Annotated in this window: 31 protein-coding genes and 1 pseudogene; 13 read left to right on the top strand and 19 right to left on the bottom strand. The window is 68.0% G+C overall.

Annotation, left to right across the window (positions count from 1 at the left end; genetic code table 11):
- Together ACHFGS_RS07570 and ACHFGS_RS07565 are read right to left on the bottom strand one after the other, a co-directional pair.
- Complete coding sequence (locus tag ACHFGS_RS07570) at positions 1-282, bottom strand: heavy-metal-associated domain-containing protein (RefSeq protein ID WP_394279997.1); 282 nt, start codon at positions 280-282, stop codon at positions 1-3.
- Positions 283-296: 14 nt separating this feature from the next.
- On the bottom strand, positions 297-578 hold the full coding sequence (locus ACHFGS_RS07565) for a metal-sensitive transcriptional regulator (protein ID WP_394279998.1): 282 nt from the start codon (positions 576-578) through the stop codon (positions 297-299).
- 175 nt (positions 579-753) lie between these two features.
- On the opposite strand from ACHFGS_RS07565, the gene ACHFGS_RS07560 reads away from it, so the two are divergent.
- Complete coding sequence (locus ACHFGS_RS07560) at positions 754-1,056, top strand: DUF1540 domain-containing protein (protein ID WP_394279999.1); 303 nt, start codon at positions 754-756, stop codon at positions 1,054-1,056.
- A 36-nt stretch (positions 1,057-1,092) separates the two neighbouring features.
- On the opposite strand, the gene ACHFGS_RS07555 is transcribed toward ACHFGS_RS07560, so the two are convergent.
- Positions 1,093-1,470, bottom strand: a complete 378-nt coding sequence (locus tag ACHFGS_RS07555; protein WP_394280000.1) for a hypothetical protein — start codon at positions 1,468-1,470, stop codon at positions 1,093-1,095.
- Between the two features lie 163 nt (positions 1,471-1,633).
- Here ACHFGS_RS07555 and ACHFGS_RS07550 point away from each other — a divergent pair, with 163 nt between their 5' ends.
- The 11 genes from ACHFGS_RS07550 (at position 1,634) to ACHFGS_RS07500 (ending at position 12,042) form a co-directional block, all read left to right on the top strand.
- Positions 1,634-2,113 carry a transporter substrate-binding domain-containing protein gene (locus ACHFGS_RS07550; protein WP_394280001.1) on the top strand — a complete coding sequence of 160 codons (480 nt, stop codon included), beginning with the start codon at positions 1,634-1,636 and terminating at the stop codon, positions 2,111-2,113.
- Positions 2,110-3,093: a cation diffusion facilitator family transporter gene (locus ACHFGS_RS07545; protein ID WP_394280002.1), complete on the top strand. Its 984-nt coding sequence runs from the start codon at positions 2,110-2,112 to the stop codon at positions 3,091-3,093. The genes ACHFGS_RS07550 and ACHFGS_RS07545 overlap by 4 nt, the downstream gene beginning before the upstream one ends.
- 55 nt (positions 3,094-3,148) lie before the next feature.
- Positions 3,149-4,357 carry a fatty acid desaturase family protein gene (locus ACHFGS_RS07540; protein WP_394280003.1) on the top strand — a complete coding sequence of 403 codons (1,209 nt, stop codon included), beginning with the start codon at positions 3,149-3,151 and terminating at the stop codon, positions 4,355-4,357.
- A 90-nt stretch (positions 4,358-4,447) separates the two neighbouring features.
- A complete protein-coding gene (locus tag ACHFGS_RS07535; protein WP_394280004.1) occupies positions 4,448-4,963 on the top strand; it encodes a gluconokinase in 516 nt (171 codons plus the stop codon).
- A 15-nt stretch (positions 4,964-4,978) separates the two neighbouring features.
- Positions 4,979-5,986: a LacI family DNA-binding transcriptional regulator gene (locus ACHFGS_RS07530; RefSeq protein WP_394280005.1), complete on the top strand. Its 1,008-nt coding sequence runs from the start codon at positions 4,979-4,981 to the stop codon at positions 5,984-5,986.
- A 117-nt stretch (positions 5,987-6,103) separates the two neighbouring features.
- Positions 6,104-7,678, top strand: coding sequence for a carboxyl transferase domain-containing protein (locus tag ACHFGS_RS07525; RefSeq protein ID WP_394289321.1), 1,575 nt, complete (start codon positions 6,104-6,106; stop codon positions 7,676-7,678).
- Positions 7,679-7,701: 23 nt separating this feature from the next.
- Positions 7,702-9,666 (top strand): biotin carboxylase N-terminal domain-containing protein, encoded by a 1,965-nt coding sequence (locus ACHFGS_RS07520; protein ID WP_394279601.1) that lies wholly within the window; start codon positions 7,702-7,704, stop codon positions 9,664-9,666.
- Between the two features lie 5 nt (positions 9,667-9,671).
- Positions 9,672-10,169: a MaoC family dehydratase gene (locus ACHFGS_RS07515; protein WP_394279602.1), complete on the top strand. Its 498-nt coding sequence runs from the start codon at positions 9,672-9,674 to the stop codon at positions 10,167-10,169.
- Positions 10,166-10,960, top strand: a complete 795-nt coding sequence (locus ACHFGS_RS07510) for an HpcH/HpaI aldolase/citrate lyase family protein (RefSeq protein WP_394289320.1) — start codon at positions 10,166-10,168, stop codon at positions 10,958-10,960. The genes ACHFGS_RS07515 and ACHFGS_RS07510 overlap by 4 nt, the downstream gene beginning before the upstream one ends.
- Complete coding sequence (locus tag ACHFGS_RS07505; RefSeq protein ID WP_394289319.1) at positions 10,957-11,547, top strand: TetR/AcrR family transcriptional regulator; 591 nt, start codon at positions 10,957-10,959, stop codon at positions 11,545-11,547. Before ACHFGS_RS07510 ends, ACHFGS_RS07505 begins: the two co-directional genes overlap by 4 nt.
- Before the next feature lie 183 nt (positions 11,548-11,730).
- Entirely contained in the window at positions 11,731-12,042 is a 312-nt protein-coding gene (locus ACHFGS_RS07500; RefSeq protein ID WP_029153956.1) for a hypothetical protein, read from the top strand.
- A gap of 228 nt (positions 12,043-12,270) precedes the next feature.
- On the opposite strand, the gene ACHFGS_RS07495 is transcribed toward ACHFGS_RS07500, so the two are convergent.
- The 8 genes from ACHFGS_RS07495 to ACHFGS_RS07460 all read right to left on the bottom strand — a co-directional run bounded on the left by ACHFGS_RS07495 (position 12,271) and on the right by ACHFGS_RS07460 (position 18,052).
- Complete coding sequence (locus tag ACHFGS_RS07495; protein ID WP_029264099.1) at positions 12,271-12,804, bottom strand: signal peptidase II; 534 nt, start codon at positions 12,802-12,804, stop codon at positions 12,271-12,273.
- Positions 12,801-13,409 carry a cadmium resistance transporter gene (locus tag ACHFGS_RS07490; protein WP_036275918.1) on the bottom strand — a complete coding sequence of 203 codons (609 nt, stop codon included), beginning with the start codon at positions 13,407-13,409 and terminating at the stop codon, positions 12,801-12,803. The genes ACHFGS_RS07495 and ACHFGS_RS07490 overlap by 4 nt, the downstream gene beginning before the upstream one ends.
- Positions 13,409-15,334, bottom strand: a complete 1,926-nt coding sequence (locus ACHFGS_RS07485) for a heavy metal translocating P-type ATPase (protein ID WP_394279612.1) — start codon at positions 15,332-15,334, stop codon at positions 13,409-13,411. Before ACHFGS_RS07485 ends, ACHFGS_RS07490 begins: the two co-directional genes overlap by 1 nt.
- On the bottom strand, positions 15,331-15,690 hold the full coding sequence (locus ACHFGS_RS07480) for a helix-turn-helix transcriptional regulator (protein ID WP_036275916.1): 360 nt from the start codon (positions 15,688-15,690) through the stop codon (positions 15,331-15,333). Before ACHFGS_RS07480 ends, ACHFGS_RS07485 begins: the two co-directional genes overlap by 4 nt.
- 253 nt (positions 15,691-15,943) lie before the next feature.
- The gene (locus tag ACHFGS_RS07475; RefSeq protein ID WP_394279609.1) at positions 15,944-16,564 is read right to left on the bottom strand and encodes a DUF305 domain-containing protein; all 621 of its coding nucleotides are present in this window, start codon (positions 16,562-16,564) and stop codon (positions 15,944-15,946) included.
- A gap of 129 nt (positions 16,565-16,693) precedes the next feature.
- Complete coding sequence (locus tag ACHFGS_RS07470) at positions 16,694-17,098, bottom strand: four-helix bundle copper-binding protein (protein WP_082886195.1); 405 nt, start codon at positions 17,096-17,098, stop codon at positions 16,694-16,696.
- A 205-nt stretch (positions 17,099-17,303) separates the two neighbouring features.
- A complete protein-coding gene (locus tag ACHFGS_RS07465) occupies positions 17,304-17,648 on the bottom strand; it encodes a hypothetical protein (RefSeq protein ID WP_394289318.1) in 345 nt (114 codons plus the stop codon).
- A gap of 119 nt (positions 17,649-17,767) precedes the next feature.
- Complete coding sequence (locus ACHFGS_RS07460) at positions 17,768-18,052, bottom strand: M23 family metallopeptidase (RefSeq protein ID WP_394279611.1); 285 nt, start codon at positions 18,050-18,052, stop codon at positions 17,768-17,770.
- A 680-nt stretch (positions 18,053-18,732) separates the two neighbouring features.
- On the opposite strand from ACHFGS_RS07460, the gene ACHFGS_RS07455 reads away from it, so the two are divergent.
- Entirely contained in the window at positions 18,733-18,918 is a 186-nt protein-coding gene (locus ACHFGS_RS07455; RefSeq protein ID WP_394279608.1) for a hypothetical protein, read from the top strand.
- A 270-nt stretch (positions 18,919-19,188) separates the two neighbouring features.
- Here the strand turns inward: ACHFGS_RS07455 and ACHFGS_RS07450 are convergent, their stop codons facing one another.
- From ACHFGS_RS07450 to ACHFGS_RS07415, 8 genes and pseudogenes are all read right to left on the bottom strand, one after another.
- Complete coding sequence (locus tag ACHFGS_RS07450; RefSeq protein WP_394279607.1) at positions 19,189-19,938, bottom strand: hypothetical protein; 750 nt, start codon at positions 19,936-19,938, stop codon at positions 19,189-19,191.
- Between the two features lie 216 nt (positions 19,939-20,154).
- The gene (locus tag ACHFGS_RS07445) at positions 20,155-20,772 is read right to left on the bottom strand and encodes a DUF305 domain-containing protein (protein WP_394279606.1); all 618 of its coding nucleotides are present in this window, start codon (positions 20,770-20,772) and stop codon (positions 20,155-20,157) included.
- Between the two features lie 83 nt (positions 20,773-20,855).
- Entirely contained in the window at positions 20,856-21,293 is a 438-nt protein-coding gene (locus ACHFGS_RS07440) for a DUF6153 family protein (RefSeq protein ID WP_394279605.1), read from the bottom strand.
- 56 nt (positions 21,294-21,349) lie between these two features.
- A complete protein-coding gene (locus tag ACHFGS_RS07435) occupies positions 21,350-23,491 on the bottom strand; it encodes a heavy metal translocating P-type ATPase (RefSeq protein ID WP_394289317.1) in 2,142 nt (713 codons plus the stop codon).
- Positions 23,492-23,532: 41 nt separating this feature from the next.
- On the bottom strand, positions 23,533-25,797 hold the full coding sequence (locus ACHFGS_RS07430) for a heavy metal translocating P-type ATPase (RefSeq protein WP_394279603.1): 2,265 nt from the start codon (positions 25,795-25,797) through the stop codon (positions 23,533-23,535).
- Positions 25,794-26,117, bottom strand: coding sequence for a heavy-metal-associated domain-containing protein (locus ACHFGS_RS07425; RefSeq protein ID WP_064003443.1), 324 nt, complete (start codon positions 26,115-26,117; stop codon positions 25,794-25,796). Before ACHFGS_RS07425 ends, ACHFGS_RS07430 begins: the two co-directional genes overlap by 4 nt.
- Positions 26,118-26,147: 30 nt before the next feature.
- Positions 26,148-26,429: a metal-sensitive transcriptional regulator gene (locus ACHFGS_RS07420; protein WP_064003442.1), complete on the bottom strand. Its 282-nt coding sequence runs from the start codon at positions 26,427-26,429 to the stop codon at positions 26,148-26,150.
- Between the two features lie 132 nt (positions 26,430-26,561).
- Positions 26,562-26,696: pseudogene (locus tag ACHFGS_RS07415) on the bottom strand (ISL3 family transposase); the annotation flags it as partial.

Here is a 26,696-nt window from a genome sequence, read left to right as displayed (position 1 = left end):
TCAGGCGTGCGCCACCTCATAGCCGGCCTCGGTGACGGCGGCATCGACCGCGGCCGACTCGAGGGGAGTCGTGCTGTGGATCGTCACGCGTGACAGTCCACCTTTGTTGAGGTCGACCGCGACCTTGGCGACGCCATCGATCTCGGAGATCTCCTCGACCACGCTGGAGACGCAGTGCCCGCAGGTCATGCCGGCGACGAGGACTTCCTGCGACACCGTGCCTTCGGGCGGCGTGGCGTCAGCGGCATCCGTGGGACGTCCGAAGGGGAGGGGCTCGATCATGGTGACTCCTTTGCTCATGAGCGGACAAGACGCGCGATCGCGTCGTTCGCTTCGCGGATCTTCTCGGCGGCGACGGGGCCGCCTTCGGCACTGGCCTCGGCGACGCAGTGACGGAGATGGTCTCCCAGCAGCGACAGGGCGACAGTCTCCAGCGCCTTCGTGGCTGCGGAGACCTGGGTCAGGATGTCGATGCAGTACTTGTCTTCGTCGACCATTCGCGCGATGCCGCGCACCTGACCCTCCACGCGGCGCAGCCGCTTCTGGAGGTCGTCTTTACTGCTGCCGTAGCCGTTCACCCCTCCAGGATACCCCCGAGGGGTATGGCGAGGGCCGCTTCAAGCGGGAGAGCAGGTGAGGCTTGCCTATCTGCGAAATGCCCGGTCGAGAAAGAAAAATCTTGGGACTTAGGCTGTCCAACCCCGGGGGTGGCAGATCTACAGTGAGGGCACACGACGACCACAGGAGGCCATCATGAGCATCACCCTCGACGATCTTCCCCGTGTGTCCGAGTGCTCCGCACTCGGCTGCTCGTACAACGACCACTCGCACTGCCATGCGGCGGCGGTCACGATCGGCGGCGCGGTCGGCGACGCCGAATGCGCGACGTTCATCCCCCTCGGCACCAAGGGCGGGCTCGACAAGGTGGTCAGCCATGTTGGCGCCTGCCAGCGGGCCGAGTGCGTCCACAACGCGTCGCTCGAGTGCACCGCGTCGGCTGTGCGTGTCGGTCCCGGTGCTGAGTCGGCGGACTGCCTCACCTACGAGCACGCCTGACCCGATCCGTCAGACCGGCACTGATGGCCGCTCACCTCAGGTGAGCGGCCATCTCTCGGCCTTCCAGTCCGCCGTCAGCTCGGCCTCCACACTGGCCTGGGACTTCGTCTGCAGGAAGGTGCACAGCGCGGAGACCATCGTCAGCTCGGTCGCCAGTTCGAGGGTCTGCTGCGCGTTCATGGTCAGGTCGGCTTCGCGCGCTTCGAAGGTGATGCCCCAGTGCACCGAGCCGGCGGGCTCAGGCTGGATGTACGTGAGGGTCAGGCGGTCGAGCAGATTCAGTGCGATCAATCCGGTGTCGGCACCGTCGGTGCCGTCCTGGGGAACGACCTTCACCCGTGAGCTGATGGAGTACCCGAACCCGGCGAACTCCTCGAGCCAGAGCTCGAGCTCTTCTTTGCTGTGGAAGGGCATGCGCGGTCCTGCTCGCCGTGTGTGGGAGGGCCGCAGCAGACGCTGCGTGTGCCCATTATGCGCTCGCGAGAAGCCCGCCGTCGAGCACCGCTTTCGAGGGATGTGTCAACCCCTCAACGCCGCCCGAGCCGCTGACTAGGGTGGGCCGGTGGGGAGGTGTCTCATGATCCGTCGCAGGCGCGTCGCCGGCGTGGCATCCGGTGCGCTCGTGCTCGCCCTGGCGGGGTGTGCAAGCATCCCGGCGGATGTCGACGGCACCTTCGACCGGGTATCCGCCGGTGGTGTGCTGCGCATCGGGGTGACGGCGAACCCGCCCTGGACGGACACGGTCGACGGTGAGCCGAGCGGCTCGGAGGTCGCGCTGATCGAGGACTTCGCCGAGCGCCACGACGCCGATCTGCGCTGGACGGAGGGGGCGGAGCGCGTGCTCGCAGAGGCCCTTCGCAGCGGCGAGCTCGACGTCGCCATCGGCGGTTTCACCGACTCTGCACCGTGGACCGCGGAAGCCGCATTCACGGACGTGTACGTCGAGGCGGTGGGCCCCACCGGCAGGATGGAGGGGCACGTGATGCTGACTCGCCTCGGTGAGAACCGCTTCCTCGTCGAACTCGAGGAGTTCTTGCGCGCGGAGGTCGGACCGTGAACCGGGGCGCGCTGCGCGAGAACCTCCCTCACGCCCAGCAGGCCGCGCTGCGGCGCGCGGTCCGGTTGGAGTGGGGGACCCTGGCGTTCCTCGCCGTCGCGATCCCCGCCGTGGGAATCGTGACCGGCGGATCGCAGGCGATGCGTGCCGCGTGGGTGGAGGACATGCTGTCGCTCGCGCCCCCGCTGGCCTTCCTGATCGCCGTCCGGGTCATGGCCAAGCCCGCCTCCGCGCGCTATCCATATGGCTTCTTCCGGTCGGTCGGAGTGGCGCATCTCGTCGCGGGCGTCGCGCTGCTGGCGATGGGCGCGTACCTCCTCGTCGAATCGGCGCTGGCGCTGGTGCTGGGTGAGCGGCCGCCCATCGGCTCGGTCGTCCTGTTCGGCCAGAGTGTCTGGCTCGGCTGGCTGATGATGCTCGTGATGGCGCTCACCATCCCTCTGCCGATCTACTTCGGACACCAGAAGATGAAGCTCGCGCGCCAGCTGCACAACAAGGTGCTGTACGCCGACGCCGACATGAACAAGGCCGACTGGATGACCGCTGTCGGATCGATCGTGGGCGTCGCGGGGATCGGGGTCGGTCTCTGGTGGGCGGATGCCGCGGCGGCGATCTTCATCTCCGGCAGCATCCTGTGGGACGGCGTCAAGAACACGCGCGGCTCGATCGCCGACCTGATGGACGCGCGCGCCTCGACCTTCGACGACGACGACGAGCATCACCCCGACATCGACAAGGTGCACGACTACTTGCACTCGCTCCGCTGGGTGACCGGGGTCCGCACTCGGACACGCGATCAGGGGCAGTTCTTCCACGTGGAGGCGTTCGTCACCGCCCGGCGGGGCCGCCTGCCGGCGCTCGCCGAACTGGCGCGGGCGCAGGAGGAGGTCCGGGCCATCGACTGGAAGATCCACGATGTCGTGATCGTGCCCGTCACGGACTTTCCCGACAACACCGAGGACCGCGCGGGGCGGAGTTAGACCCTGGGCGGGGCTGGCAAGGTCATCCACATCGCCGGTCCATTCCGATGCGGTCATGCACGCCCCCGTAACGTGGCCCTCAGCGTTCGGCGTCTGCCGTCTGGCTCACCGATCCGCCGGCGCATCGTCTCGGGTCATAACCCGAAGCGGGTGCATCATCGCCTCCACCGTCCTCGAGTCCCGGCTCGGCCCCGTCCGTCAGACCTACTCCGGCACCGCGGAGTTCCCGCCCATGGCGAAGGCGTACACCGACGTCTCCCGCGTCGTGAAGGAGACAGGTCTTCTCACCCGCACCCCGTGGTTCTACGCCCTCGTCGGCACCGCGCTCCTGCTCGCTCTCGGCGGCATCGTCACCGGCTTCATCCTCCTCGGTGACAGCTGGTTCCAGCTACTCATGGCCGGCGCCCTCGGTATCGTCCTCACCCAGGTCGCGTTCGTCGCCCACGAGGCCGCCCATCGCGCGGTGCTGAAGTCAGGTCCCGCGAACGACCGTCTCGCGCGGATCCTCGCCAACGGCGTCGTCGGCATCAGCTACGCCTGGTGGACCAACAAGCACACCCGCCATCACGCCAACCCCAACCGGGTCGATAAGGATCCGGACATCGAGATCGACACGATCTCCTTCCTCGACACGGATGCCGCGTCGGCACGCGGCCTGCGTCGGGCGATCACCAAGCGTCAGGGCTGGCTGTTCTTCCCGCTGCTCACCCTCGAGGGGCTCAACCTCCACTACCTGGGCATCACGTACCTCGTGACGGAGAAGGACGCGAAGTCTCGATGGCTCGAGCTCGGGCTCATCGCCGTGCGGCTCGCCGCGGTCGTCGTCCCCGTCTTCCTGCTCCTGCCCCTCGGCATGGCGTTCGCGTTCATGGGCGTGCAGCTCGCGGTCTTCGGCCTCTACATGGGTGCCGCGTTCGCGCCGAACCACAAGGGCATGCCGGTGATCGCGCCTGACGCGAAGCTCGACTTCTTCAGCAAGCAGGTGCGCACCTCGCGCAACATCCGCGGCGGCTGGTGGGCGACCTGGCTGATGGGCGGTCTGAACTACCAGATCGAGCACCACCTGTTCCCCAACATGCCGCGCCCGCACCTCGCCCGCGCCCGCGACATCGTGCGCGAGCAGTGCACGACCCTCAGCGTGCCCTACGCGGAGACGAGCCTCGGCCGGTCGTACGCGATCGTCATCGAGTACCTCAACCGCGTCGGTCTCGCGGCCCGCGATCCGTTCGACTGCCCCGTCGTCGCCGGCTACCGTCGCGGCTGACCGACGGCGCGCGGACCGACTGGCAGACTGAGAAGGACGCGTGGGTCCGCGCGTCACCGGATCCGATCACTGCCTTTCGAGGAGCTCGTGATGAGCGCGACACTACCTGCTTCGTCCATCGTGGTGATGGGGGTGTCGGCGGCGGGCAAGTCGACGATCGCGGCCGGGCTCGCGAACGCCCTGGGCTGTGACTTCGTCGACGCGGACGACCTTCACCCTGCGGCGAACGTCGCGAAGATGGCCGCGGGCGAAGCCCTCACCGACGATGACCGGTGGCCGTGGCTCGACACGGTGGGACGCCGACTCGCCGCCTCGCAGGATGGTGTCGTCATGGCGTGCTCGGCGCTGCGCCGGGCATACCGGGACCGCATCCGCCGTGAGGCTCCGGATGCCGTGTTCATCCATCTGACTGCGAGCGAAGAGCTGCTCGCCCGTCGCGCCGCTGCACGGACCGGTCACTTCATGCCCGCGTCGCTGCTGACATCGCAGCTCGCCCTTCTCGAGCACCTCGACGACGATGAGGTCGGTGTCGTCGTGGACGTGGATGCCGATGTCCCCACGATCGTGGGCGCCGCGCGCGACTGGGTCGTCCGGCATGCCGGCTGATCGCGGGACGCTCCGGTGACGGACCAGGCCCGGCGCCAGCCGGCGACGATCCACGACGTCGCGCAACTGGCCGGCGTCAACCCGTCGACCGTGTCCCGCGCGCTCGGCAAGCCGGGGCGGGTGAGTGCGGCGACCGCGGAGCGCGTGCGGGCGGCCGCGGCGCAGCTCGATTACCGCATCAATCCGATCGCGCGGGCGCTGCTGACCGGCCGCACCCGGACGCTGGGACTCGTCGTCGCCGACGTCACCAACCCGGCGGTGTTCGGCATCGTCCGTGGCGCCGAGCGGGTGGCGCGGGAGCATGACTACACGCTGGTCATCGCGGAGTCGCAGGGCGACCCCGATGCGGAGGCGGCCACGACGGAGCGGCTTCTCCTCAGTGTTGACGGGCTGATCCTCGCCACCACCCGAATGGACCCCGAGCGCATCCATTCCCTCGCAGAGCGCAAACCCGTCGTGCTGGTGAACCGCAGCCTCGATGGGGTCGACGCGGTGCTGCCCGACATCGCGTGCGGCGTGGATCAGTTGGTCGAGCACCTCGCCGGACTCGGCCATCGCGACGTGCTCTACCTTGCCGGAGCGGCGGGATCCTGGATCAGCCATGCCCGCGCGGAGGCGCTCGGAGCTGCCGCCGCCCGCCGGGGCCTGACTTTGCGGATGTCGGGTCCGAACGAACCCACGATCGACGCCGGGCGAGCGCGGGCGCGCGAGGCCCTCGCATCGGGCGTCACCGCGGTGATCGGGTTCAACGACCTGCTGGCGATCGGCCTGCTGCAAGCTGCCGCCTCCGAAGGCAGGAAGGTGCCGGCCGAGCTGAGTGTGGCGGGATTCGACGACATCTTCGGCAGCGAGTTCATCGTGCCCTCGCTCACCACGGTGCGCACGCCCTTCACCGAGGTGGGGGCGGCGGCGACCGCCGTGCTCCTCGCAGGGGTGGAGGGCGCCCACGCGCACAGGGCTGACGACGGCGGAGAGCTGATCACCGAGCTCGTCGTGAGGAACTCCACCGGCCCGCGCGGGTGAGGTGGGTCGGAGACCTCTTCCGCGTCATCCGGTCGGGTGTTATCGTGCTTTGAGTTACGGATCCGTAACCGGAACGGGCCACAACCCCACCCCAGCACCACGGAGGTGCCGTCGACGATGACAGCCCCCACTCGCACACCTGAGCGCTATGCCGACCTCGTCGACGAGCTGCACCGCCGCCGCGCGGAGGTCGCCGAAGGCGGACCGGCACGCGCCCGCGAACGTCACGTCGCTCGGGGAAAGCTGCTCGCGCGGGACCGCGTCGACGCACTGCTCGACGTCGGCAGCCCCTTCCTCGAGGTCGGCGCGCTCGCCGGGGACGGGCTCTACGACGACGACTGCCCCGCCGGCGGCGTGGTCGCCGGCGTCGGGCTCATCGAAGACCGGCATGTCATGGTGGTCGCCAACGATGCCACCGTGAAGGGCGGCACGTACTATCCGATCACGGTGAAGAAGCACCTCCGTGCGCAGGAGATCGCGGCGGAGAACCGGCTGCCGTGCGTCTACCTCGTCGACTCCGGCGGCGCCTTCCTGCCGATGCAGGACGAGGTCTTCCCCGACCGTGACCATTTCGGACGCATCTTCTACAACCAGGCCCGGATGTCGCGGGACGGCATCCCGCAGATCGCGGCGGTGCTGGGTTCGAGCACCGCGGGCGGTGCGTATGTGCCGGCGATGAGCGATGAGACCGTGATCGTGCGCAACCAGGGCACGATCTTCCTCGGCGGGCCTCCGCTCGTGAAGGCCGCGACCGGTGAGATCGTCTCTGCCGAGGACCTCGGCGGAGGGGAGGTGCACACCCGCGTCTCGGGGGTCACCGACCACCTCGCGGAGAACGACGAGCACGCGCTCGAGATCGTGCGGTGCATCGTGGCTACCCTGCCGCCCTCGCCGCCGCTCCGTGAGGAGCCCGCGCCCGCCGTGGCACCCGCAGCACCGACGGAGACCCTCGTCGACATCGTGCCGGTCGAACTCACCACTCCGTACGACGCGCGCGAGATCATCGACCGACTCGTCGATGCCGGTACGTTCGCAGAGTTCAAGCGCGAGTACGGCGAGACGCTCGTCACGGGCTTCGCCCGCCTGCACGGACACCGCGTGGGGGTCATCGCCAACAACGGCGTGCTGTTCTCGGAGTCGGCCCTCAAGGGCGCGCACTTCATCCAGCTGTGCGACCAGCGCGGCATCCCGCTGCTGTTCCTGCAGAACATCACCGGCTTCATGGTGGGACGCGAGTACGAGTCGGGCGGCATCGCCAAGCACGGCGCGAAGATGGTGAACGCGGTCGCGTGCGCGTCGGTGCCGAAGCTCACGGTCGTCGTCGGCGGGTCGTTCGGCGCGGGAACGTACTCCATGTGCGGGCGGGCGTACTCCCCGCGGTTCCTGTGGCTGTGGCCCGGGGCACGGGTGTCGGTGATGGGCGGGCCGCAGGCGGCATCCGTCCTCTCCACCGTGCGACGCGAGCAGATCGAGGCGCGCGGCGAGGAGTGGTCGGCCGAAGCCGAGGCCGCCTTCCAAGCGCCGATCCGCGAACAGTACGACCGGCAGGGGAGCCCGTACTACTCCACCGCGCGGCTCTGGGACGACGGGATCCTCGACCCCGCCGAGACCCGGGACACCCTCGGCATGGCCCTGGACATCTGCCAGCGCGCCCCCCTCGACACGCCGGGCTACGGCGTCTTCCGGATGTAAGCCGTATGGACTTTCCGACCGCCATGTTCTCCACCGTCCTCATCGCCAACCGCGGCGAGATCGCCTGCCGCATCATCCGCACGCTGCGACGCCGCGGCATCCGCTCGGTCGCCGTCTACAGTGACGCGGATGCCGGTGCCCGCCACGTCGCGCTCGCCGACACCGCCGTGCGGCTCGGGCCCGCGCCCGCAGCGGAGAGCTACCTCGACATCGACGCCGTCCTCGCCGCGGCCCGGGCCACCGGGGCCGAGGCGATCCACCCGGGGTACGGGTTCCTCGCGGAGAACACCGCGTTCGCCGCCGCGTGCGAGGCCGCGGGCATCGTCTTCATCGGGCCGTCGGCGGAGGCGATCCGCACGATGGGCGACAAGATCACCGCGAAGCACGCCGTCGAAGCCCGCGGGGTGCCCACCGTGCCCGGCGTCGCCCGGGCGGGCATGACAGACGATGAGCTCATCGCCGCGGCATCCGGCGTCGGGTATCCGCTGCTCATCAAGCCGTCCGCCGGGGGCGGCGGCAAGGGCATGCACGTCGTGACGGATGCCGCGGGCCTGCCCGCCGCGCTCGCCGCCGCCCGCCGGGAGGCGGCCGCGAGCTTCGGGGACGACACGCTCTTCCTCGAGCGCTACCTGCAGAACCCGCGGCACATCGAGGTGCAGGTGCTCGCCGATGCGCACGGCGCCGTCGTGCACCTCGGCGAGCGGGAGTGCTCGCTGCAGCGCCGCCACCAGAAGGTCATCGAGGAGGCGCCCTCGCCGCTGCTCGACGCGGACACCCGCGCCCGCATCGGCGCGGCGGCGTGCGAGACAGCCCGCAGCGTCGACTACCGCGGGGCCGGCACGGTGGAGTTCATCGTGGCGGGCGACCGGCCCGATGAGTTCTTCTTCATGGAGATGAACACGCGCCTGCAGGTCGAGCACCCGGTCACCGAGGCGATCACCGGCATCGACCTCGTCGACGCGCAGCTGCGCATCGCGGCGGGAGAGCCGCTGGGGCTCGACCAGGACGACGTGCAGCTGCGGGGTCACAGCATCGAGGCGCGGGTGTACGCGGAGGATCCGGCGGCGGGGTTTCTGCCGACCGGCGGACGGGTGTCGCGGGTGCGGCACCCGGAAGGCCCTGGCATCCGTGTCGACACGGCGCTCGCCGACGGCCTCGACGTCTCGGTGGATTACGACCCCATGCTCGCGAAGGTGATCGCGACCGCGCCCACCCGTGAGGAGGCGCGGCGACGGCTCGTCGCAGCCCTCGGTGACATGGCCGTGCTCGGGTTCGAGACGAACCTGGCGTTCCTTCAGGGGCTGCTGGATCTTCCCGCCGTCGTCCGAGGCGACCTCGACACCGGACTGATCGGGCGCGAGCTCGACGCGCTGACCGGCACCGTGGCAGACCCGGATGACCTCACCCGCGCGGCGCTGCTCATCGATGCCGCGCTGCCGCGGAGTGCCGACCCGTGGCGCCGACGCGACGGGTGGCGGCTCGGGCCGCCCGCGCCTCGCCGGTATGAGCTGGATCACGCGGGGGAGCGGCGCCGAGTCGATGTCCACGGCTCGGGTGACGCCCTGACGGTCGACGGCCGCCCCGCCGCCGTGGCCGCGCACGAGGACGGGCGCATCGCGCTGCGGATCGACGGGCGGATGATGACGGTCGACGCCGACGTGAGCCCGGATCGGGTCCTCATCGCCGGCGGCGGCCGATCGGTCGAGGTCCGGCGGGTGCCCGCCGATCACGGCGCTGGTGGGGCGAGTGTCGCGGTGCCCGAGCTCGTCTCGCCGATGCCGGGAGTCGTCGTCCACGTGCACGCCGCCGAGGGTGACGTCGTCGCCCCGGGCGATCCCATCGTCGTCGTCGAAGCCATGAAGATGGAGCATGTGGTGCGTGCCGATCTCGCCGGCACGGTCGCGTTGCGGGTCGTGGTCGGCGACAGCGTCGCGCGCGGGCAGACCCTGGCCGTCATCGACCCGGCATCCGAGGAGGAGACCGAATGACCGACATGCCCTCACGTCGCATCGTGCAACGCGGCCTCTACTTCGATGAGTTGGAAGAGGGCGCGGTGTACGTCCACAGCCCTGGTCGGACGGTGACCGAGGCCGACAACGTGCTGTTCACGACGCTCACGATGAACACCCAGTCGTTGCACCTGGATGCCGCGTGGGCGGAGCAGACCGAGTTCGGCGAGCGGCTCGTGAACAGCATGTTCACGCTGTCGACGATGGTCGGGCTCTCGGTCGCGCAGCTCACGCAGGGCACGATCGTCGCGAATCTCGGGTTCTCGGATGTGGCCTTTCCCGCGCCGGTGCGTCACGGCGACACGTTGTACGCCGAGACCCTCATCGCCGGCAAGCGACTCTCCTCGTCGCGGTCGGGGCAGGGGATCGTCGAGTTCGCGCACACCCTGCGCAATCAGCACGGCACGGTCGTCGCGACCGCGAGGCGTTCGACGCTCATGCGATGCGCGCCCGCTGACCCGGCTCCCGGGGGCGCGTCGTGATCGCCGGGCCCGCCCTCCTGTTCTGTCCCGCCGACCGTCCCGACCGCTACGGCAAGGCGGCGGCGGCCGCCGACAGCGTCATCCTCGACCTCGAAGACGCCGTCGCGCCGGGCGACAAAGCCGCCGCCCGCACCCACCTGGCCGGTGCCGACCTCGACCCCGATCGCACGATCGTGCGGATCAACCCGGCGGCGACCGTCGAGTTCGCCCTCGACCTCGATGCGCTGCGCGCGAGCCCGTTCCGCACCGTCATGCTCGCCAAGGCCGAGGATTCCGACGCGCTCGACGCGCTCGGGGAGTACCGCGTGATCGCGCTCTGCGAGACGCCGGGCGGGGTGGAGAACGCGGGCGCCGTGGCGCGGCATCCGTCGGTCATCGGACTCATGTGGGGCGCGGAAGATCTGGTGGCGGGCATCGGTGGGCGGTCGAGCCGGTTCGACGACGGCCGGTATCGGGACGTCGCACGCTATGCGCGGTCGCGGGTTCTGATGGCCGCCGCTGCCGCCGGCAAGGATGCGATCGACGCCGTCCACCTCGACATCGCCGACATCGAAGGACTCGCCTTCGAGGCGACGGATGCCGCGGCGTCGGGGTTCGCGGCGACGGCGTGCATCCATCCCTCGCAGGTCGGGACGATCCGCCAGGCGTACGCGCCGGCGGAGGCGGACGTCGAGTGGGCGGAGGCCGTGCTGGCGGAGGCGGTCGGGCAGCCCGGGGTGTTCCGCTTCCGCGGTCGGATGATCGACGAGCCCGTGCTGCGGCAGGCGCGGCGGACCCTGGCCGCGCGATGACCGACGAGGCGCCCATGACGTGGCGCGCGACGCAGAAGGCCAACCGTCGCGCCGAGCTCATGGCCGCCGCCGCCCGGCTGTTCGCCGAGCGGGGCTTCGGTGCCGTGTCGACGGCGGACCTCGGCGACGCCGTCGGGATGAGCGGGCCTGCCCTCTACCGGCACTTCGCGAGCAAGGAGGCGCTGCTGTGCGCACTGCTGCTCGACGCGAGCGGACGTCTGCTCGACGGGGGTCGGGCGCTGACTGCGACGATCGGCGATCCGCAGCGGGCGATCACGGCGCTGATCGACTTCCATCTCGACTTCGCCACGACCGACGCCGATGTCATCCGGGTGCAGGACCGTGAGCTCGGCAACCTTCCCGCCGACGTCAACCAGCAGGTGCGCCGGCTGCAGCGCGAATACGTGCAGGAGTGGGATCGTCCCTTCGCGGCGCTCCGCCCGGACCTCACTCCCGGTCAGCGGCAGACGAGACTGTTGGCCACCTTCGGCCTGTTGAATTCGACCCCGCACTCCGCCGCGCCGAGCGCCGGCGACACGAGGGGGATCCTCGCCGGCATGGCGGAGCGAGCGCTTCTGGGCGATTGACGGGGACCACCGGAAACGTCCCGATGGTGTTTCGGTGCGTCCCCGGTTTCGGTGGGGTTTTCGGTGCGCCGGATGCCGGTGTGTCGGAGGGCTGAGGGCGCGCGCTGAACGGTCACCGAAAACCATCGTTTTCGGTGGTAGCCCGGGCACGACATCAACAGCGAAGTCGAGGATGATTGAGTCGTGGAGATTGAGCTGCTTTATATCGCCGGTTGCCCCAGCTGGGTTGAGGCTGGCCGTCGTGTTTCTGAGGCGCTACGAGAAACAGGCCACGACGAATCAGAGGTTCACTACCGACTCATCCGGACGGAGGAGGACGCGGGCGCAGTCTCGTTCGCGGGCTCCCCCACGATCACCCTGGATGGCAACGATCTCTTTCCGGGGTCGGGGCGAAGCAATGACCTCGCCTGCCGTATTTACAGCACCCCTGCTGGGCTGGCCGGGATGCCAACGGTTGAACAGATACGAGAGGCGCTCTCCGCTCATGGCGACTGACGAGGACGTTGCGTGCACGTGCTGCGGGCGACATCTGCCACGCAAGAAGCTGCACGCACTCGGAGACGATCGCGCTTTCATCTGTCGACGATGCGGCTGGTGGGTGGCTCTGCGCCTACATCGCGACCGCCCGCCTGCCTAAGCGTGAACTCACTCAACGGCTGCCCACGGCGATCGCGCCGATGTAGAGGGCGAGTTGATGGGTGTCCCACCACCGCACAACGGATCTCACTCGGTGCTCTCATCCCCGGCGCGGATCATGAAAACTGCTCCGGTGATCGCTGCGGCGAAGATTACGATGTCGGCGATGTTGCCGATGAACCAGTTTCCGTAGGCGAGGAAGTCCACGACGTGACCACGGGCGAATCCGGGGTCCCGGAAAAGGCGGTCGCCTGCGTGTGAGGCGGAAGCGCCGCCGAGCGCGCCGATGACGATCGCCCATCTCACGCGTTGCACTCGGAACGCGAACACGATCGCTGTGACCGTGGCGGCGACAGCGAGCAGCGCGAACACCCAGGTGAAGCCTTCCCCGAAGGAGAATGCCGCTCCGGGGTTATAGGCGAGCTGCAAACCCAGCAGGTCACCGATCAGCGGGATGCGCTCACGGTCGGTGAGGGTCGCTTCGGCCCACACCTTGGTTCCCTGATCGATCAGCACGACGACCACGGCGATCAAGAGCGCTCCACCAGTGAGCTGCCGCCGCCGGGTCGACGACAGCTTGCGCGCAGCGGGCGGATGAGCCTCTGACTGGGAGGAGGTCATGCGAGCACCTCGATCAGACGGACGATGACCCCAGATTCGATCAGGATGAACAGGCCCAGGCCGATGAACACGGCCGGTACGAGCCAGTGCTCGACGCGCTCCAGCCCCTCGGTAACAGCCTTGTTGGTGCCGATCAGCCGGCCGGCCGCGCACCAGACCGCGACGAGGATCAGGAATACGACGATCATGATCGCGACGTCGCTGGGGGCGCTGGTGCGGAAGATCGGCGTGTAGAGGGAGATGTTGTCGGCCCCGTTGGCGATCGTGATCCCTGCGACGCCCCATAGTCCGACCGCGGTGATCTTGGAGTCGTCATCATCGTCATCGCTGTTACGGCGCAGGCCGCGAATGAGCGTCCAGATGCCGATGCCGAGCGGGATCAGACCCAGGAAACCGACCCATTCGTCCGGAACGATGGTGAGACCGAGAGCGGCGATCACGCTGATCACGACGAGGGTGATGAACCCGAGATACTGGCCCGCGACGATCTGCCACGGCCGGGGCTTCCCTCGACTGGAAGCCAGGAACAGCACGGTGAGCACGACAATGTCGTCGATGTTGGTTGCCGCGAACAGGCCGATCGCTGAACCGATAGTTGCGAGCATCAGCTTTCCAGTCGTGGCGTGCGGGTGCGTGCGGCGCGCAGACCGTTGAGGATCACGATGACCTCCGCGACCTCGTGGACCAGGACGACGGCCGCGAGCCCCAGGACGCCGAAGAGCGCGAGCGGGAGCAGTGCAGTGATGATCAGCAGCGACAGGATGATGTTCTGGTTGATGATCCGTCGACCGCGGCGGGCGTGATCGAACGCTCGCGGGATGAGGCGCAGATCATGGCCGGTGAAGGCCACGTCGGCGGATTCGATTGCCGCGTCGGAGCCGGTGGCGCCCATCGCGATACCGATGTCTGCGCCAGCGAGGGCCGGTGCGTCGTTGATTCCGTCGCCGATCATCGCGACCGGCCCCGCCTTTGACAGCTCGCCGATCGCGGTTGCCTTATCCTCGGGACGCAGTTCCGCGCGCACGTTGCTGATCCCGGCCTGCGCGGCCAGTGCACGAGCGGTGCGGGCGTTGTCTCCGGTGAGCATCGTCACGCCGACGCCTTGGTTGGTGAGCGTCCGGACTACCTCGGGGACTTCAGGGCGCAGTTCGTCGCGGACGCCGATCGCGGCGACGGGGGTTCCGTCGCGGTGGACGATCACGACGGTCATGCCCTGCTCCTCCAACTCCGCGACCTGCTTCCCGAGGTCGCCCGCGTCCAGCCAGCGAGGACTGCCGACGGTGATTCTCGATCCGCCGACAGTGCCGTCGATGCCGTGCCCGGCCTGCTCGGTCACATCTGCAGCTGCCGGTGTGCCCGGGGCCGCGGCGGTGATCGCAGAGGCAAGGGGATGCGTGCTGTGCTGCTCCAGTGCGGCCGCCCAGGCCAGCGCCTGTGTCTCGGTCACGCCGTTCGCAGTGAGCACCGCGGTGACCGCAGGTTCGTTGCGGGTGAGGGTGCCGGTCTTGTCGACCGCGACGTGGCGGACCGTGCCGAAGCGCTCGAAGACGGCGCCGGACTTGATGATCACGCCGAACTTGCTTGCTGCGCCGATCGCGGCGACGACCGTCAGCGGCACCGAGATCGCCAGCGCACACGGAGAAGCGGCGACCAGCACGACAAGCGCGCGGGTGATCCACACCTCTGGATCGCCCAGCAGCGACCCGATGATCGCGACGAGCGCTGCGAGGATCAGAACGCCGGGTACGAGCGGGCGGGCGATCCTGTCCGCGAGACGTGCACGCTCGCCCTTCTCGGTCTGCGCCTTCTCGACCAGCTCCACGATCGTGGTGAGCGAGTTGTCGGTGCCCGCAGCGGTCGTTTCGACCTCCAGCGCGCCGGCGCTGTTGATCGCACCGGCCGACACCGCATCGCCGGGCTCGACCTCGACGGGGATCGACTCCCCGGTGATCGCCGAGGTGTCCAGGCTGGAGCGGCCAGAACGGACGATCCCGTCGGTTGCGATCCGCTCGCCGGGACGGACCACCATGACCTGGCCGACCGTCAGCTCTCTCGCGGGCACCTGCGCAGAGACGCCGTTCTGCAGCACGGTCGCTGTCTCCGGCACGAGCTTCAGCAGCGCCCTCAGCCCGCCCCGGGCACGGTCCATCGCCTTGTCCTCGAGCGCCTCAGCAATCGAGTACAAGAACGCCAGAGCCGCAGCCTTCTCCACGTAGCCGAGGATGACCGCGCCGATCGCGCTGATCGTCATCAGCAGCCCGATACCGAGCTTGCCCTTGAACAGTTTCCGGATCGCGCCGGGCGTGAACGTCGACGCACCGAGGAGCAGACCGGCCCAGAACAACACCAGCGCCGGGATCTCGAGGCCGGACCATTCAAGGATCAGACCGGCCAGGAATGCGACACCGGAGAAGACCGGCACCATGATCCCACGGTCCCTCCACCAGGGCCGCACAACCTCTTCGGTCTCATCCTCCGCCGCAGTGGCAGGCTGGGCAGGCTCATGCTCGCAGCCACACGCCGCGCTCACGCGTCCGCCCCCGTCCCACAGCAGCCAGCCACCGTGCACGCAGAGTCCACGCACGGCGCGTGCTCATCGACCGCCAGCGTCACGTCCACGAGCGCGACGAGCGCAGCCGTAAGATGCGGGTCGGCGATCTCGTAACGAGTCTGGCGACCCTCCGGCTCGGCAACGACAATCCCGCAGTCACGCAGGCAGGTGAGATGGTTCGACACGTTCGAACGCGTCAGCTCCAGCTCACGAGAGAGCACAGCCGGGTAGCTCGGTCCACCGAGCAGAGACATTAGGATTCGGGAACGCGTGGGATCGGCCATGGCCCGGCCGAGCCGGTTCATGACATCGAGGCGTGAGGAAATAGTCAGCACACACTGAACTATACAGTGATTGATGACCTATTGGAACGGCTTCACCCCAGGCGACATCTCTGGGGCCTGGGTGTAAGTACATCCGGCTCACACCCCACCGAATACGCCTACCGAAACCCGCTTACGGCGCACGTTTCTGGCATTCGATCTGGTGTGCCTTCACTCACCGCGCCGCAAACGATCGTTTTTGACACCACGTGGTGAGGCTCGCTTCCAGCGTCATCACACTCCGACAAGGGCAGATTGAGAGCAGCTACTCGTTGGGGCATCCTCGCAGGGCTGTCTCATCGAACGTCGGGGCGGGACGGGCCTGCGCCTCTTCTGGGGTTTCAGCGATTCCATTGCTCGAAATGTCGTCGATGAGCCAGTTCATCTCGAGGATTTCGTTGCGCTGTGCCGCGCTGATTTCGGCGGCGAGTTCGCAGACGCGAACGTCCTGGATCTGTGCACGTTCGGAGCGGGTGATGGCGAGGGAGTGGTGGGGGATCATCGCGTTCATCCAGGCGGTGTCGTCCACGGTGATCTGACTGCGGTCAAGCGCGACTCCGCCGGCGAGCAGCAGGACGCTAACTGTGGCGACGGCGATGTTCGCTTTGACGCTCTTGTACATGTTGAGCATCCACGCCAGCATCACCAACCCCATCGCACCGCCCATGGTCAGGGCCATGAAGACGCGGCTTTCGCTGAAGCGGATGTGGCTCCACTCCCAGGAGCCGACGAACATCACCCAGTACATGACAACCATCCCGGTGAGGATCATCGCCCCGAATCGGAGATACATTTTCCAGGGCTTGGAATGACCCTGCTGGCTGTGATCGTCGGTCGCTGCGCTTTGGTCGTTCTGCTTGGGATCGGGGTGGTCGTTCGCGGTCATGACGTCTCCTGTTCGGATGGGAGGGGGTGCGGCGACGGTGACGGGGCGGGCGATTGCGGCATCGACCGTCCCGTCAGCGACCGCCAATGGCGGGTAGTGCTCGCAGGAGGACTGCGAACCTGGGCCGCTTTAGAGAGCGGCGAGAAGGTCGGTGCATGCCTCCTCGCAGCGGCGGCAGGATTCGGCGCACACGCGGCAGTGCTCATGCATGTCTGCGTGCTGTTCACACTCGGCGGCACAGGACGCGCAGGCGGTGCGGCAGGCTTCGAGCAGGGCGCGAACCGTTGCAACATCCGGTGCGGTTTGGCGGGAGAGCACTGCACCTGTGGCGGCGCAGATGTCTGCGCAGTCCGAGTTCTTCCGGATGCATGTAACGAGCTCCGCGACCATGTCTTCTCCGAGGCATGCGTCCGCGCAGGCGGTACATGCCTGGGCGCATTCGGCGCATGCCTCGATACAGCGCAGAAGGGCGTCCTGGGTTGCGGCGAAACCGACTTTCGGGTGGGTGGCGAGCATCTGATCTGCAACAGTCATGGCTGCTTTCCTTCCTTCGGGGGCCTTCCCCGACATGCGGTCACCCTAGAGCGGGGTCGAGGGTCGAGGTAGGGGGTTGAGGTCTGTCGATGAATGGCGGCCGTAAACCAGGTTCAATACGGCCAACGTTCACGGCGGCCGGTTGACGCAGCCTCGGCTCGCCCGGAAACGATCGTTACCGGTGCGACCGCGGTGGGAAGGCTGCTCAGATGCATGAAATGAGGTCCGCGCAAGCCTTCGCCCCTCGTCTGGCGATGTCCACTCGCCGTGCGCAAGAAGCAGTGGCCTCCTTGTGTGGTCCGCAGATGTCGCCACACGACAAGATCGCGGAAAGGCGCCGCCGCACCGTATTCCGTACCGCGGCCAGCTCGACGGTGGCCTGGCCGAGCATCACCGCAACTTCCCGGCACGCGTCGGCGGCCTGAATGACCGTAGCGTCCCACGCGCACAGGTCAGGCGATACACCCTCGGACTGCGCGTCGCGTGTATCGAGCTCTCGCGCCAGCTCCAGGTACACGGCAATGTGGGCTGCCCTCTGCGTAACGGTCATCCGGCCATCGAAGGCACGCAGTTGCAACGCATGCTCCAGGGCAGATGTTCGCTCTTCGCCAGGTGCTGCCTCCGAGCGGCGAACAGTTGTGCCCGCGGGCGGTCCGGGCGTGGGGTGGTTCAAACTGCGACCCCTCGTGCTCGGAGGAAGGGGGCAGGGTCAACCCGGACGCCGCCGATGTACACCTCGAAGTGGAGGTGGCAGCCGCTGGAGGCGCCGGTGCTGCCGATGTACGCAATAACTTGACCGGCGCGCACTCGTTGCCCGTAGTTGACGTTGTAGCCACCGTTGATGATGTGCGCGTACCCAGTGACCGTGCCGTCTGCGTGCTGGATCTTGATGTAGTTGCCCCATGCGCCGCTGTATCCAGCAAAGATGACGGTGCCGGGGTACGCGGCGTAGATCGGGGATCCGCAGCTGCTCGCGAAGTCAATCCCCCGGTGGCCGGCGCGGGTGCAGTAGCCGTTACGGCAGATGCTGCCGCGGGTTCCGAACCACGAGCTGATCCATCCGTGCGCCGGTCGAACCCACCCGGAGGACTGGACCTTCCCCCGCCGCCCCCGCTACTGGAGCTTTCGCCTCCGGCTCCGACGTTGTTTGGGGCTTGTCGGCGCCGTTCTTCCTCGCGGCGGCGTCGTTCTTCTTCGCGAGCGCGGGCAGCCGCTGCTTCCCGCACACGGCGGATGCGCGCCTCGCGCTCCCTGCGTCGAACTTCCACACCGGCCTGGTACTGGCTGATCGTGCGGGATGTTGTGTCTTGAAGGGCTGCGAGTTGAGCGTCGAGCACGTCACGGTACCCGTTCTGACTAGCTAGCGCGGCCAGGGCTGCCTGCGCCGCTGCTTGCGCCGTCTGCATCTTCTGTTCGGCTTCCGCCTCCCGGCGGTTACGTTCGTCGCGAGCTACCTGAGCTTGATCGCTGAGGTGGCGTGCGCTGTCGCGAGCGCCAGCAGCGTCGGCGTAGACCTCCCGGTTCGCGTCGACGAGACGGTCCATCGACCCCAACCGGGACAGCAGATCCTCTGCGGAACCGGCGGAGCCGGAAAAGAACAGGTCCAGGGTCGGATCGGTGTTCCCTGAGCGGTATTGGTCAGCCGCGAGGGCACCAAGCTTGGCCGCGGCAGCGTCGGCCCGGGCCGACTCGGCGTCGGCCTGTTGCTGGAGGGACTCGGCGCGCGCGACGGCGTCCTCGTAGGCCTCCAGAGCGAGGACATGTTCTTGGCCGAGCCGGTCGGCTTCGGCTTGCTTCGTGTCCACGTCCTGCTCGAGTGATCGGATCAGCCCTTGAATTCGGGTGACTTCGGCGCCCTTCGCGGCCTCGTTGTTCCGAGCCTCTTCGACGTCATCCCAGGTGGGGTATTCCGCGGCGAATGCTGACGGAGCGAGGCTGGCTCCGGTCGCGGCGAGGAAGACCCCGATCGCGCCGGCGCTGAGCGCGCGCCTCCGAGTGATTCCCCCACGTAGCGTGCGGGCCTCTTCCGCAGTGGGGCCGCAACCGCATGGGACGTCGTCAGTGACGCTCTGGATGTCCGTCATGGTCGGTCAGTTCGGTGAAGTCAACTGCTCGGAGACGGGTAGCGCGGTGAGCCCCGATTCCCCGGCGATAAGGATGTCGCCAGTGTCGGTAATCGCAACGGCCTGCGGGGTGGCTGGGGCAACGCCCACTTGCTCCCACGCCTGTGATCCTGCCTGCGCGACCCAGAGGGTGTTGCCGCTGCCAATCCCGACAATGCGTTGCCGGTCGGGGGACGTGTTGAGAAGTGCGATGAGTGGGGCACCGTCCCACGGGACGAAGCGGCCCCCGCCGTCGAGGCTCACCTGTAGTCCGTCGGGAGTGGATGCAATGAGGCGTTCATCTGCGTCGACGGTCAGGTTGAACGCCGGCAGGGCGCTGCCGGCGGGTGCCCATGTCTGGCCCTGGTCGGTGCTGGTGAGGATGTCGGGGTTGTCGGTCGTGATGCCGTACAGGGTGCCGCTAGGGCCGGCGGCGAGGACGTGGAAGTCCTTCTCGCCGGTGTAGGCGACGGGTTGCCAGGACTGCGCGGTGTCGGTGCTGCGGATGATGCCCAGGTGCGGGGCGCCGAGTTCGGGAGGAGTGTCGGGCCCGGGGTGACCGGAGGCGATCAGGGTGCCGTCGATCGAGGTCAGACCCATCGCATCGAACACGGGGCCGGCGACCGGGTCACCGAGCTGGCCGTCCTCGGTGGCGGTGTAGATGCCTTCGTGGGTGCCGATGAGGAACCCGTTTCCATCCGGGGCAGGCACGATGCTGTGCACGTGGGTGGTGGCCACAGGCGCTGGTGATGTCACTTCCGGTTCGGATGAGGCGCATCCGGCGAGGGTGAGAGCTCCGACCGCAATCGCGGTGACGGCGGCGAGGGAACGGCAACGGGTGAGCGTGCGGGATGAGGGCAGGGCGGAGTGAAGAGGGAGGTGTGTCATGGTGTTGGCCTTGCGCAGCGGGAATCGAGGAGTGGGACGGCGCGGGCGCCGCCCCACTCCTGCCGGTCACAGGCCGGCGAGGATGTCCTCCATCGCAGCGATCTCGGCGGTCTGGTCGTCGACGATCTTCTGCGCGAGGGCGGTCGCGTTCGGGTTCTGCCCGTTGTTGACTTCTTCCTGAGCCATCTCGATTGCACCGTTGTGGTGCTCGATCATCTGCTCCAGGAACAGCTTGGCCGCCTCGGTGCCGGTCGCCGCGTCGAGGGCTTGCATGTCCTCTTCGCTCATCATCCCTCCGCCGTGATCCATGCCATCCATGTCCGTGCCGGAGGTGTCGGCGCCCCACTCCTGCAGCCAGCCGTTGAGCGTGTCGATTTCGGGCTGCTGGGCGGCTTTGATGCCATCGGCGAGGTCAACAACCCGTGGGTCGATGTCGTCCTTGCTCAGCAACACGTCGGACATCTCGATGGCCTGCTGGTGGTGCGGGATCATCATCGTCGCGAACATGATGTCCGCGTCGTTCGCGTTCGCAGATGCGTCAGCGGTAGGGGCGGCGCTGCTGCTGGAGCCGCCGTGGTCCATCCCAGACATGCCACCCCCGGCGTTCCCGGTGTCGGAGCAGCCGGCGAGGATAAGGGCGGTGGTCAGGGCGAGCGCGGCAGTCGCCGCAGTACGGATCTTCATGAGGTTCTCCAAAAGTCGTCAATGAGGTTCCCGCCCAGCGGGCAGGGTGAGCCGTGCCTGCGCGGGGGCAGGCAGCGGCATCCTCAGGTGCGACTGATGCAGAGAACGATCAATGAGGGTGGAGGCACCGGTGCGAGGCAACCCGGCCACGACGAGACGGTCAGGGATCCGCGTTCGGGGTCGGTGGTCCGCCAATTCCCGGTAATGCGGGCGAGGATCAGCACGGTCACGAGCAGGGCGAGCACGCACGCCAACCACATCATGGTGTCGTGCCCACCGGCACAGTCACCGCACTCCCCCGCCGCCGGTTCCCCGACCGGAGCGGCGTCCTGAGCGTGGTGCGAGGCGGCAGGCGCAGTCGCAACGGTGTCGAGGTGACCGGTGCTGGTGGCGTGGCTGTTCAGGGAGTGCATCGCAAGCAGCCCCGCGACGATCCCCGCAGTGATCGCGATCGTCACGAGGAAGGTGCGGGTGAGCGTGCGCGTGCGTCCCATGGCATCCGCGAGCGTGATTAGCGACATGCTCCCCTCCTTCCTTCCCTACCGTCCAACGTAGTCCGCCTCTTTACTGGCGGCTGCTACAGGCGGCTGACCGTGTCGGGGGTGAGGTCCAGTCGGCGTAGAAGCTGCGCGTTCAGCGCGACAACGATCGTCGACAGAGACATCAGGATCGCACCGATCGACATCGGCAGCACGAACCCGATCGGCGCGAGGATGCCCGCGGCCAGCGGCACGGACAGCAGGTTGTATCCCGCCGCCCACCACAAGTTCTGCTTCATCTTCCGGTAGCTCGCTCGTGACAGCTCGATTACCGACAGCACCGAACGGGGGTCGTCGCTGGCGAGGATGACCCCCGCCGACGCGATCGCGACATCGGTGCCCGCGCCGATGGCGATACCGACGTCGGCTTGGGCGAGAGCGGGAGCGTCGTTGACGCCGTCACCGACCATCGCGACCTTCCGACCTTCGTCCTGCAGCGCCTTCACCTTCGAGGCCTTATCCTCGGGGCGCACCCCGGCGAAGTACCGGTCGATGCCGAGTTCCGCTGCGACGGACGCAGCGACGGCGTCGGCGTCCCCGGTGATCATGACCACCTGCACGTCCCGGTCGTGGAGGGCAGCCACTGCCGCTCGCGACTCGGACCGGACCTCGTCGGCCAGGCGTAGTGCACCAGCGACCTGCCCGTCGATGAGGACGTGGAGGATGATGGCACCTTCCTTGCGCCACTCATCCGCGGCCGGCAGCTCTGAGCCGCCTGCTTGTTCCAGCAGGTACGGTCCACCGACCTGCACGGCCCGTCCCCCCACCTGCGCACGCACCCCCACTGCGGGCGACGACGTGAAGTCGGTCGCGGCAGGTAGGCGCAGCTGCTTCTCTTTCGCGGCGTTCACAATCGCGCGGGCCAGCGGGTGCTCGGAGTCGGACTCTGCCGCTGCGGCGAGAGTGAGCAGCTCGTCCGGGGTGATGTCACCTGCGGGCTCGATCGCAGTAACAGCCGGGGTGCCCTTAGTGAGGGTGCCGGTCTTGTCGAACAGGACCGTGTCCACGGTGCGCATGCTTTCCAGCGCGAGTCGGTCCTTGATGAGCACACCGCCGCGGGCGGCCCGCTCGGTCGCGATAGACACCACGAGGGGAATCGCCAGACCCAGCGCGTGCGGGCACGCGATCACCAGCACAGTGATGGTGCGGATCACCGCATCGTCGGGCAACCCGACCAGAGTCCACACGATCGCGGTGATCACACCGGCGCCGAGGGCGAACCAGAACAACCACGCGGCCGCACGGTCCGCGATCCGCTGGGCGCGAGATGAGGAGTTCTGCGCATCGGTGACCAGCTTCTGGATCCCGGCGAGAGCAGTGTCCTCCCCCACTGCAGTGATCTCTACTCGCACGCCGGAGTCGGTCGCGACGGTCCCGGCAACGACCGTGTCGCCGTCGCTGCGGCGGACGGGACGAGATTCGCCGGTAATCATCGACTCGTCCATGCTCGCTGAGCCCTGAACGATCCGCCCGTCTGCGGGAACCCGCCCACCGGGGCGGACGACCACAACATCCCCGACTCGCAGGTCCGCCGGCGCGACGGTCACGGTGTTGTCCCCGTCGACCTTCTCCGCTTCATCGGGCAGGAGCGCGGCAAGGGAGTCCAGAGCGGACGTCGTCTGCGCGAGCGAACGCATTTCGATCCAATGCCCGAGCAGCATGATCACGATCAGCAGCGCGAGCTCCCACCAAAAATCGAGCTCGTGATCGAGGACCCCGAGGCTCGCACCCCAGGAAGCGAGGAACGCGACCGTGATCGCGAGGGCGATCAGCAGCATCATCCCGGGCGTGCGTGCCCGCAGCTCACTGACCGCGCCGGTCAGGAACGGGGTGCCACCCCACACGTACATGACCGTGCCCAGCACCGGAGAGACCCAGCCCACCCATGCCGCATCAGGAAGCTCGTACCCGATGAGCATCGCGAACATCATCGAGAACCCGACAACCGGAACCGCCAAGACCAGCATGATCCAGAACAGTCGACGGAAACTCGCCACATGGTCCCCGTGGCCGGCATGTCCGCCATGGTCGGCGTGACCGTGCCCGGAGTATCCCGCGGCGGGTGCCCGGTCGTCTTCGCTGTGCGGGTGGCCCATTGCCGCGTGATCGTGTTGGGCGGTGGCCGCTGGGGCGCGGTGGGCTTGGTGGTCGGAGTGGTTGTGGTGGTCGTGCTGGCTCATTGGAGCCTCCTTCGCTGGGTGCGCCGGTGCGGCGGTACGGGTCAGGCCGGTTGGGGCACGGGAACGGGGCTCGTGGGGGCGGATGCCGGGTCGGGTCGGAACCGGCGCAGCCGGAGGCTGTTGGTCACGACGAATACCGACGACAACGCCATCGCCGCTGCGGCGACGAGAGGATTGAGCAGGCCGGCCATCGCGATCGGGATAGCGGCGACGTTATACGCGAACGCCCAGAACAGGTTCCCCTTGATGGTGCCGAGAGTGCGGCGGGAGAGGCGGATCGCGTCGGCGACAACGGTGAGATCGCCGGAGACGATCGTGATGTCGCTGGCAGCGATCGCCGCGTCCGTGCCTCCGCCCATGGCCAGGCCGAGGTCGGCGGCGGCCAAAGCGGCGGCATCGTTAACGCCGTCACCGACCATCGCCACCACATGCCCGTCGTCCTGAAGTTGGCGGATCACATCGAGCTTTCCAGCGGGCGTGACCTCGGCGCGCACGTCGAGGATGCCGACCTCCGCGGCGATCCGTGCGGCGGTGGTGGTGTTGTCGCCGGTGAGCAGCACCGGGCGCAACCCGAGCGCCTGGAAGCGGGCGATCGCGGCGGCGCTGGTTGGCTTCACGGTATCGGCCACCCCAATCGCGCCGAGGTATTGCCCGTCGCGACCGACCGCGATCGCGGTACCGGTTCGGGCGAGAGCCCCCAGCTCGGCGGCGGCTTCGGCCGGCGGGTGGATGCCCCACTGCTCCGCCAGCCAGGACGCCCGGCCCGCAACGACGGCGGATCCGTCCACGAGCCCCTGGACGCCGAACCCGGCGTGCGACGCGAAGCTGTCTGCGTAGGCGCCCGTGGGGGCGGCAGCGGTGACGGCACGGGCGACCGGGTGCTCAGATCCTGCCTCGACCGCGGCGGCAACGCGCAACAGCTCGTCCCGGGTGACACCGGCGACGGGGCGGATGTCGGTGACGGTCATCTGACCGGTGGTGACTGTGCCGGTCTTGTCGAGCACGATGGTGTCGACGGTGCGGGTCTGCTCCAGCACTTGCGGTCCACGAATCAGAATGCCCAGCTGGGAGCCGCGGCCGGTTCCGACCAGCAACGCGGTGGGGGTGGCGAGCCCGAGCGCACAGGGGCACGCGATGATCAGGGTGGCGACCGCCGCGGTGAACGCCAGCTCGAGCGAGGCTCCGGCGATTGTCCAGCCGAGGAACGCGGCCACGGCCAGTCCGATGACGATGGGGACGAAGACGGCAGACACGCGGTCCGCGATGCGCTGCACCTTGGCCTTGCCGGTTTGGGCTTCCTCCATCAGCCGGCGCATCCGGGCAAGCTCTGTGTCCGCGCCGACCCGGGTGATTTCGACGATGAGGCGACCGCCGACGTTCACCGTCGCGCCGACCACACGGGACCCAGCCGTCACCTCGACGGGCACCGATTCTCCGGTGAGCATGCTCGCGTCAATCGCGGAGGAACCATCGATCACCAGCCCGTCCGAGGGAACCTTCTCCCCCGGTCGGACAAGCACGGTGTCTCCTACCGCAAGCTGCGCGACCGGCACCGTCCGTTCGGCACCGTCGACGAGCTGTGTGGCGTGCTTCGCGCCCATCTCCAGCAGAGCCCGCAGCGCCTCCGACGATGACTTCTTCGCGCGTGCTTCGGCGTACCGGCCGGCGAGGATGAAGACGGTGACCAGCGCCGCGACTTCCAGGTAGATCTCGTGGCCGCCGGCCTGCGGGGTGCCGATGAGGGTGAAGGTCATCGTCATCCCGGGCATGCCTGCCCCGCCGAAGAACAGTGCGTAGAGGGACCATCCGAACGCGGCGATCACGCCGACGCTAATGAGGGTGTCCATGGTCGCCGCGCCGTGACGGGCGTTGACCGCCGCGGCCCGGTGAAAGGGCCACGCCCCCCATACCGCGACCGGGGCGGTGAGGGTGAGCGCCAGCCACTGCCAGTACTCGAACTGCAACGCCGGGACCATCGACAGCACCGCGACCGGCAACGACAGTGAAGTGCTGATCAGCAGCCGGCGCCGCAGCGCCCCTACCTCGTCAGCCTCCGAGCTGCGCGCTTCCTCGGCGTGGTCATCGCTTGCCGGCGGTGCGGGTAGGGCTGCCTGGTAACCGGCGGATTCGACCGTGGCGATGAGGGTGGCGGGGTCGACGTCGTGCCCGCGAACACGTGCTTTTTCGGTGGCGTAGTTCACCGTCGCTTCCACACCGGGAAGCTTGTTCAGCTTGCGTTCGATCCGGGTGGCGCACGACGCGCACGTCATCCCGGAGATATCGAGCTCGACGTCGACCGTGCTCATGCGGGGCTACCTGCCAGGGTGTAGCCAGCCTCCTCGACCGCGGCCTTCACTGCGTCAGAGTCGATCGGCCCGGCGCTGTGAATAGTGACGCGCGACGTACCGCCGGCATTCAGGTCGACCGTGACGTTCTCCACACCGTCGAGGGCGGTCAGCTCCTCGGTGACGCTCAACACGCAGTGCGAGCACGTCATCCCGTCGACCAGGACGTCGTTCGTGACGGCGGCGGAGGTCGATGCGGGAGCGTCTGTCGTTGCCGATGTGGCGCAGCAGGCGCAGCCGGCGTTGGTGTCTTTCAGACCGAGGTCGATGCGGTCAGTCATGATGTGCTCCTCCAAATGGATTAGGTGTGATCAAGAACGGACGAGACGGGCAATGGCGTCGTTGGCCTCACGGATCTTCTCTGCAGCCACCTGGCCTCCTTCGGCGCTCGCTTCCGCGACGCAATGACTCAGGTGGTCTCCCAGCAGGGACAAAGCGACCGTTTCCAAGGCCTTCGTCGCAGCAGACACCTGCGTGAGGATGTCAATGCAGTATTTGTCTTCATCGACCATGCGCGCGATCCCGCGCACCTGGCCCTCGATCCGACGCAGACGCTTCTGCAGGTCGTCCTTGTTACCCTCATAACCGTTCACGTTTATACCGTACCCCCCTAGGGTATGTGCCGCAAGCAGTTCTGTCTTGTGCTGGAGAACGATCGTTGAACTGCGTTAGATCAGGGCGTCAGGTGCGCTGTCTGCGGCTGGCCCGGAGTCTTTCCTGGCTCTTCACGATTGAGGGTGTAGCGCGGGTCTGAATCCTCCGGCTTCGAGCAGCGACCGGGCGATGTAGTGGGTGAGGTTGCGGAAGCCGAGCGCTGAGCCGCGGAGGTGTTCGAGCCGCCCGTTGATCGCCTCCGTCGG

Origin of the sequence: Microbacterium sp., from assembly GCF_043427715.1 — a bacterium.
GTDB lineage: Bacteria > Actinomycetota > Actinomycetes > Actinomycetales > Microbacteriaceae > Microbacterium.
Note: the sequence above shows the minus strand (reverse complement) of the source record. Positions and strands in the feature narration are given on the sequence as shown.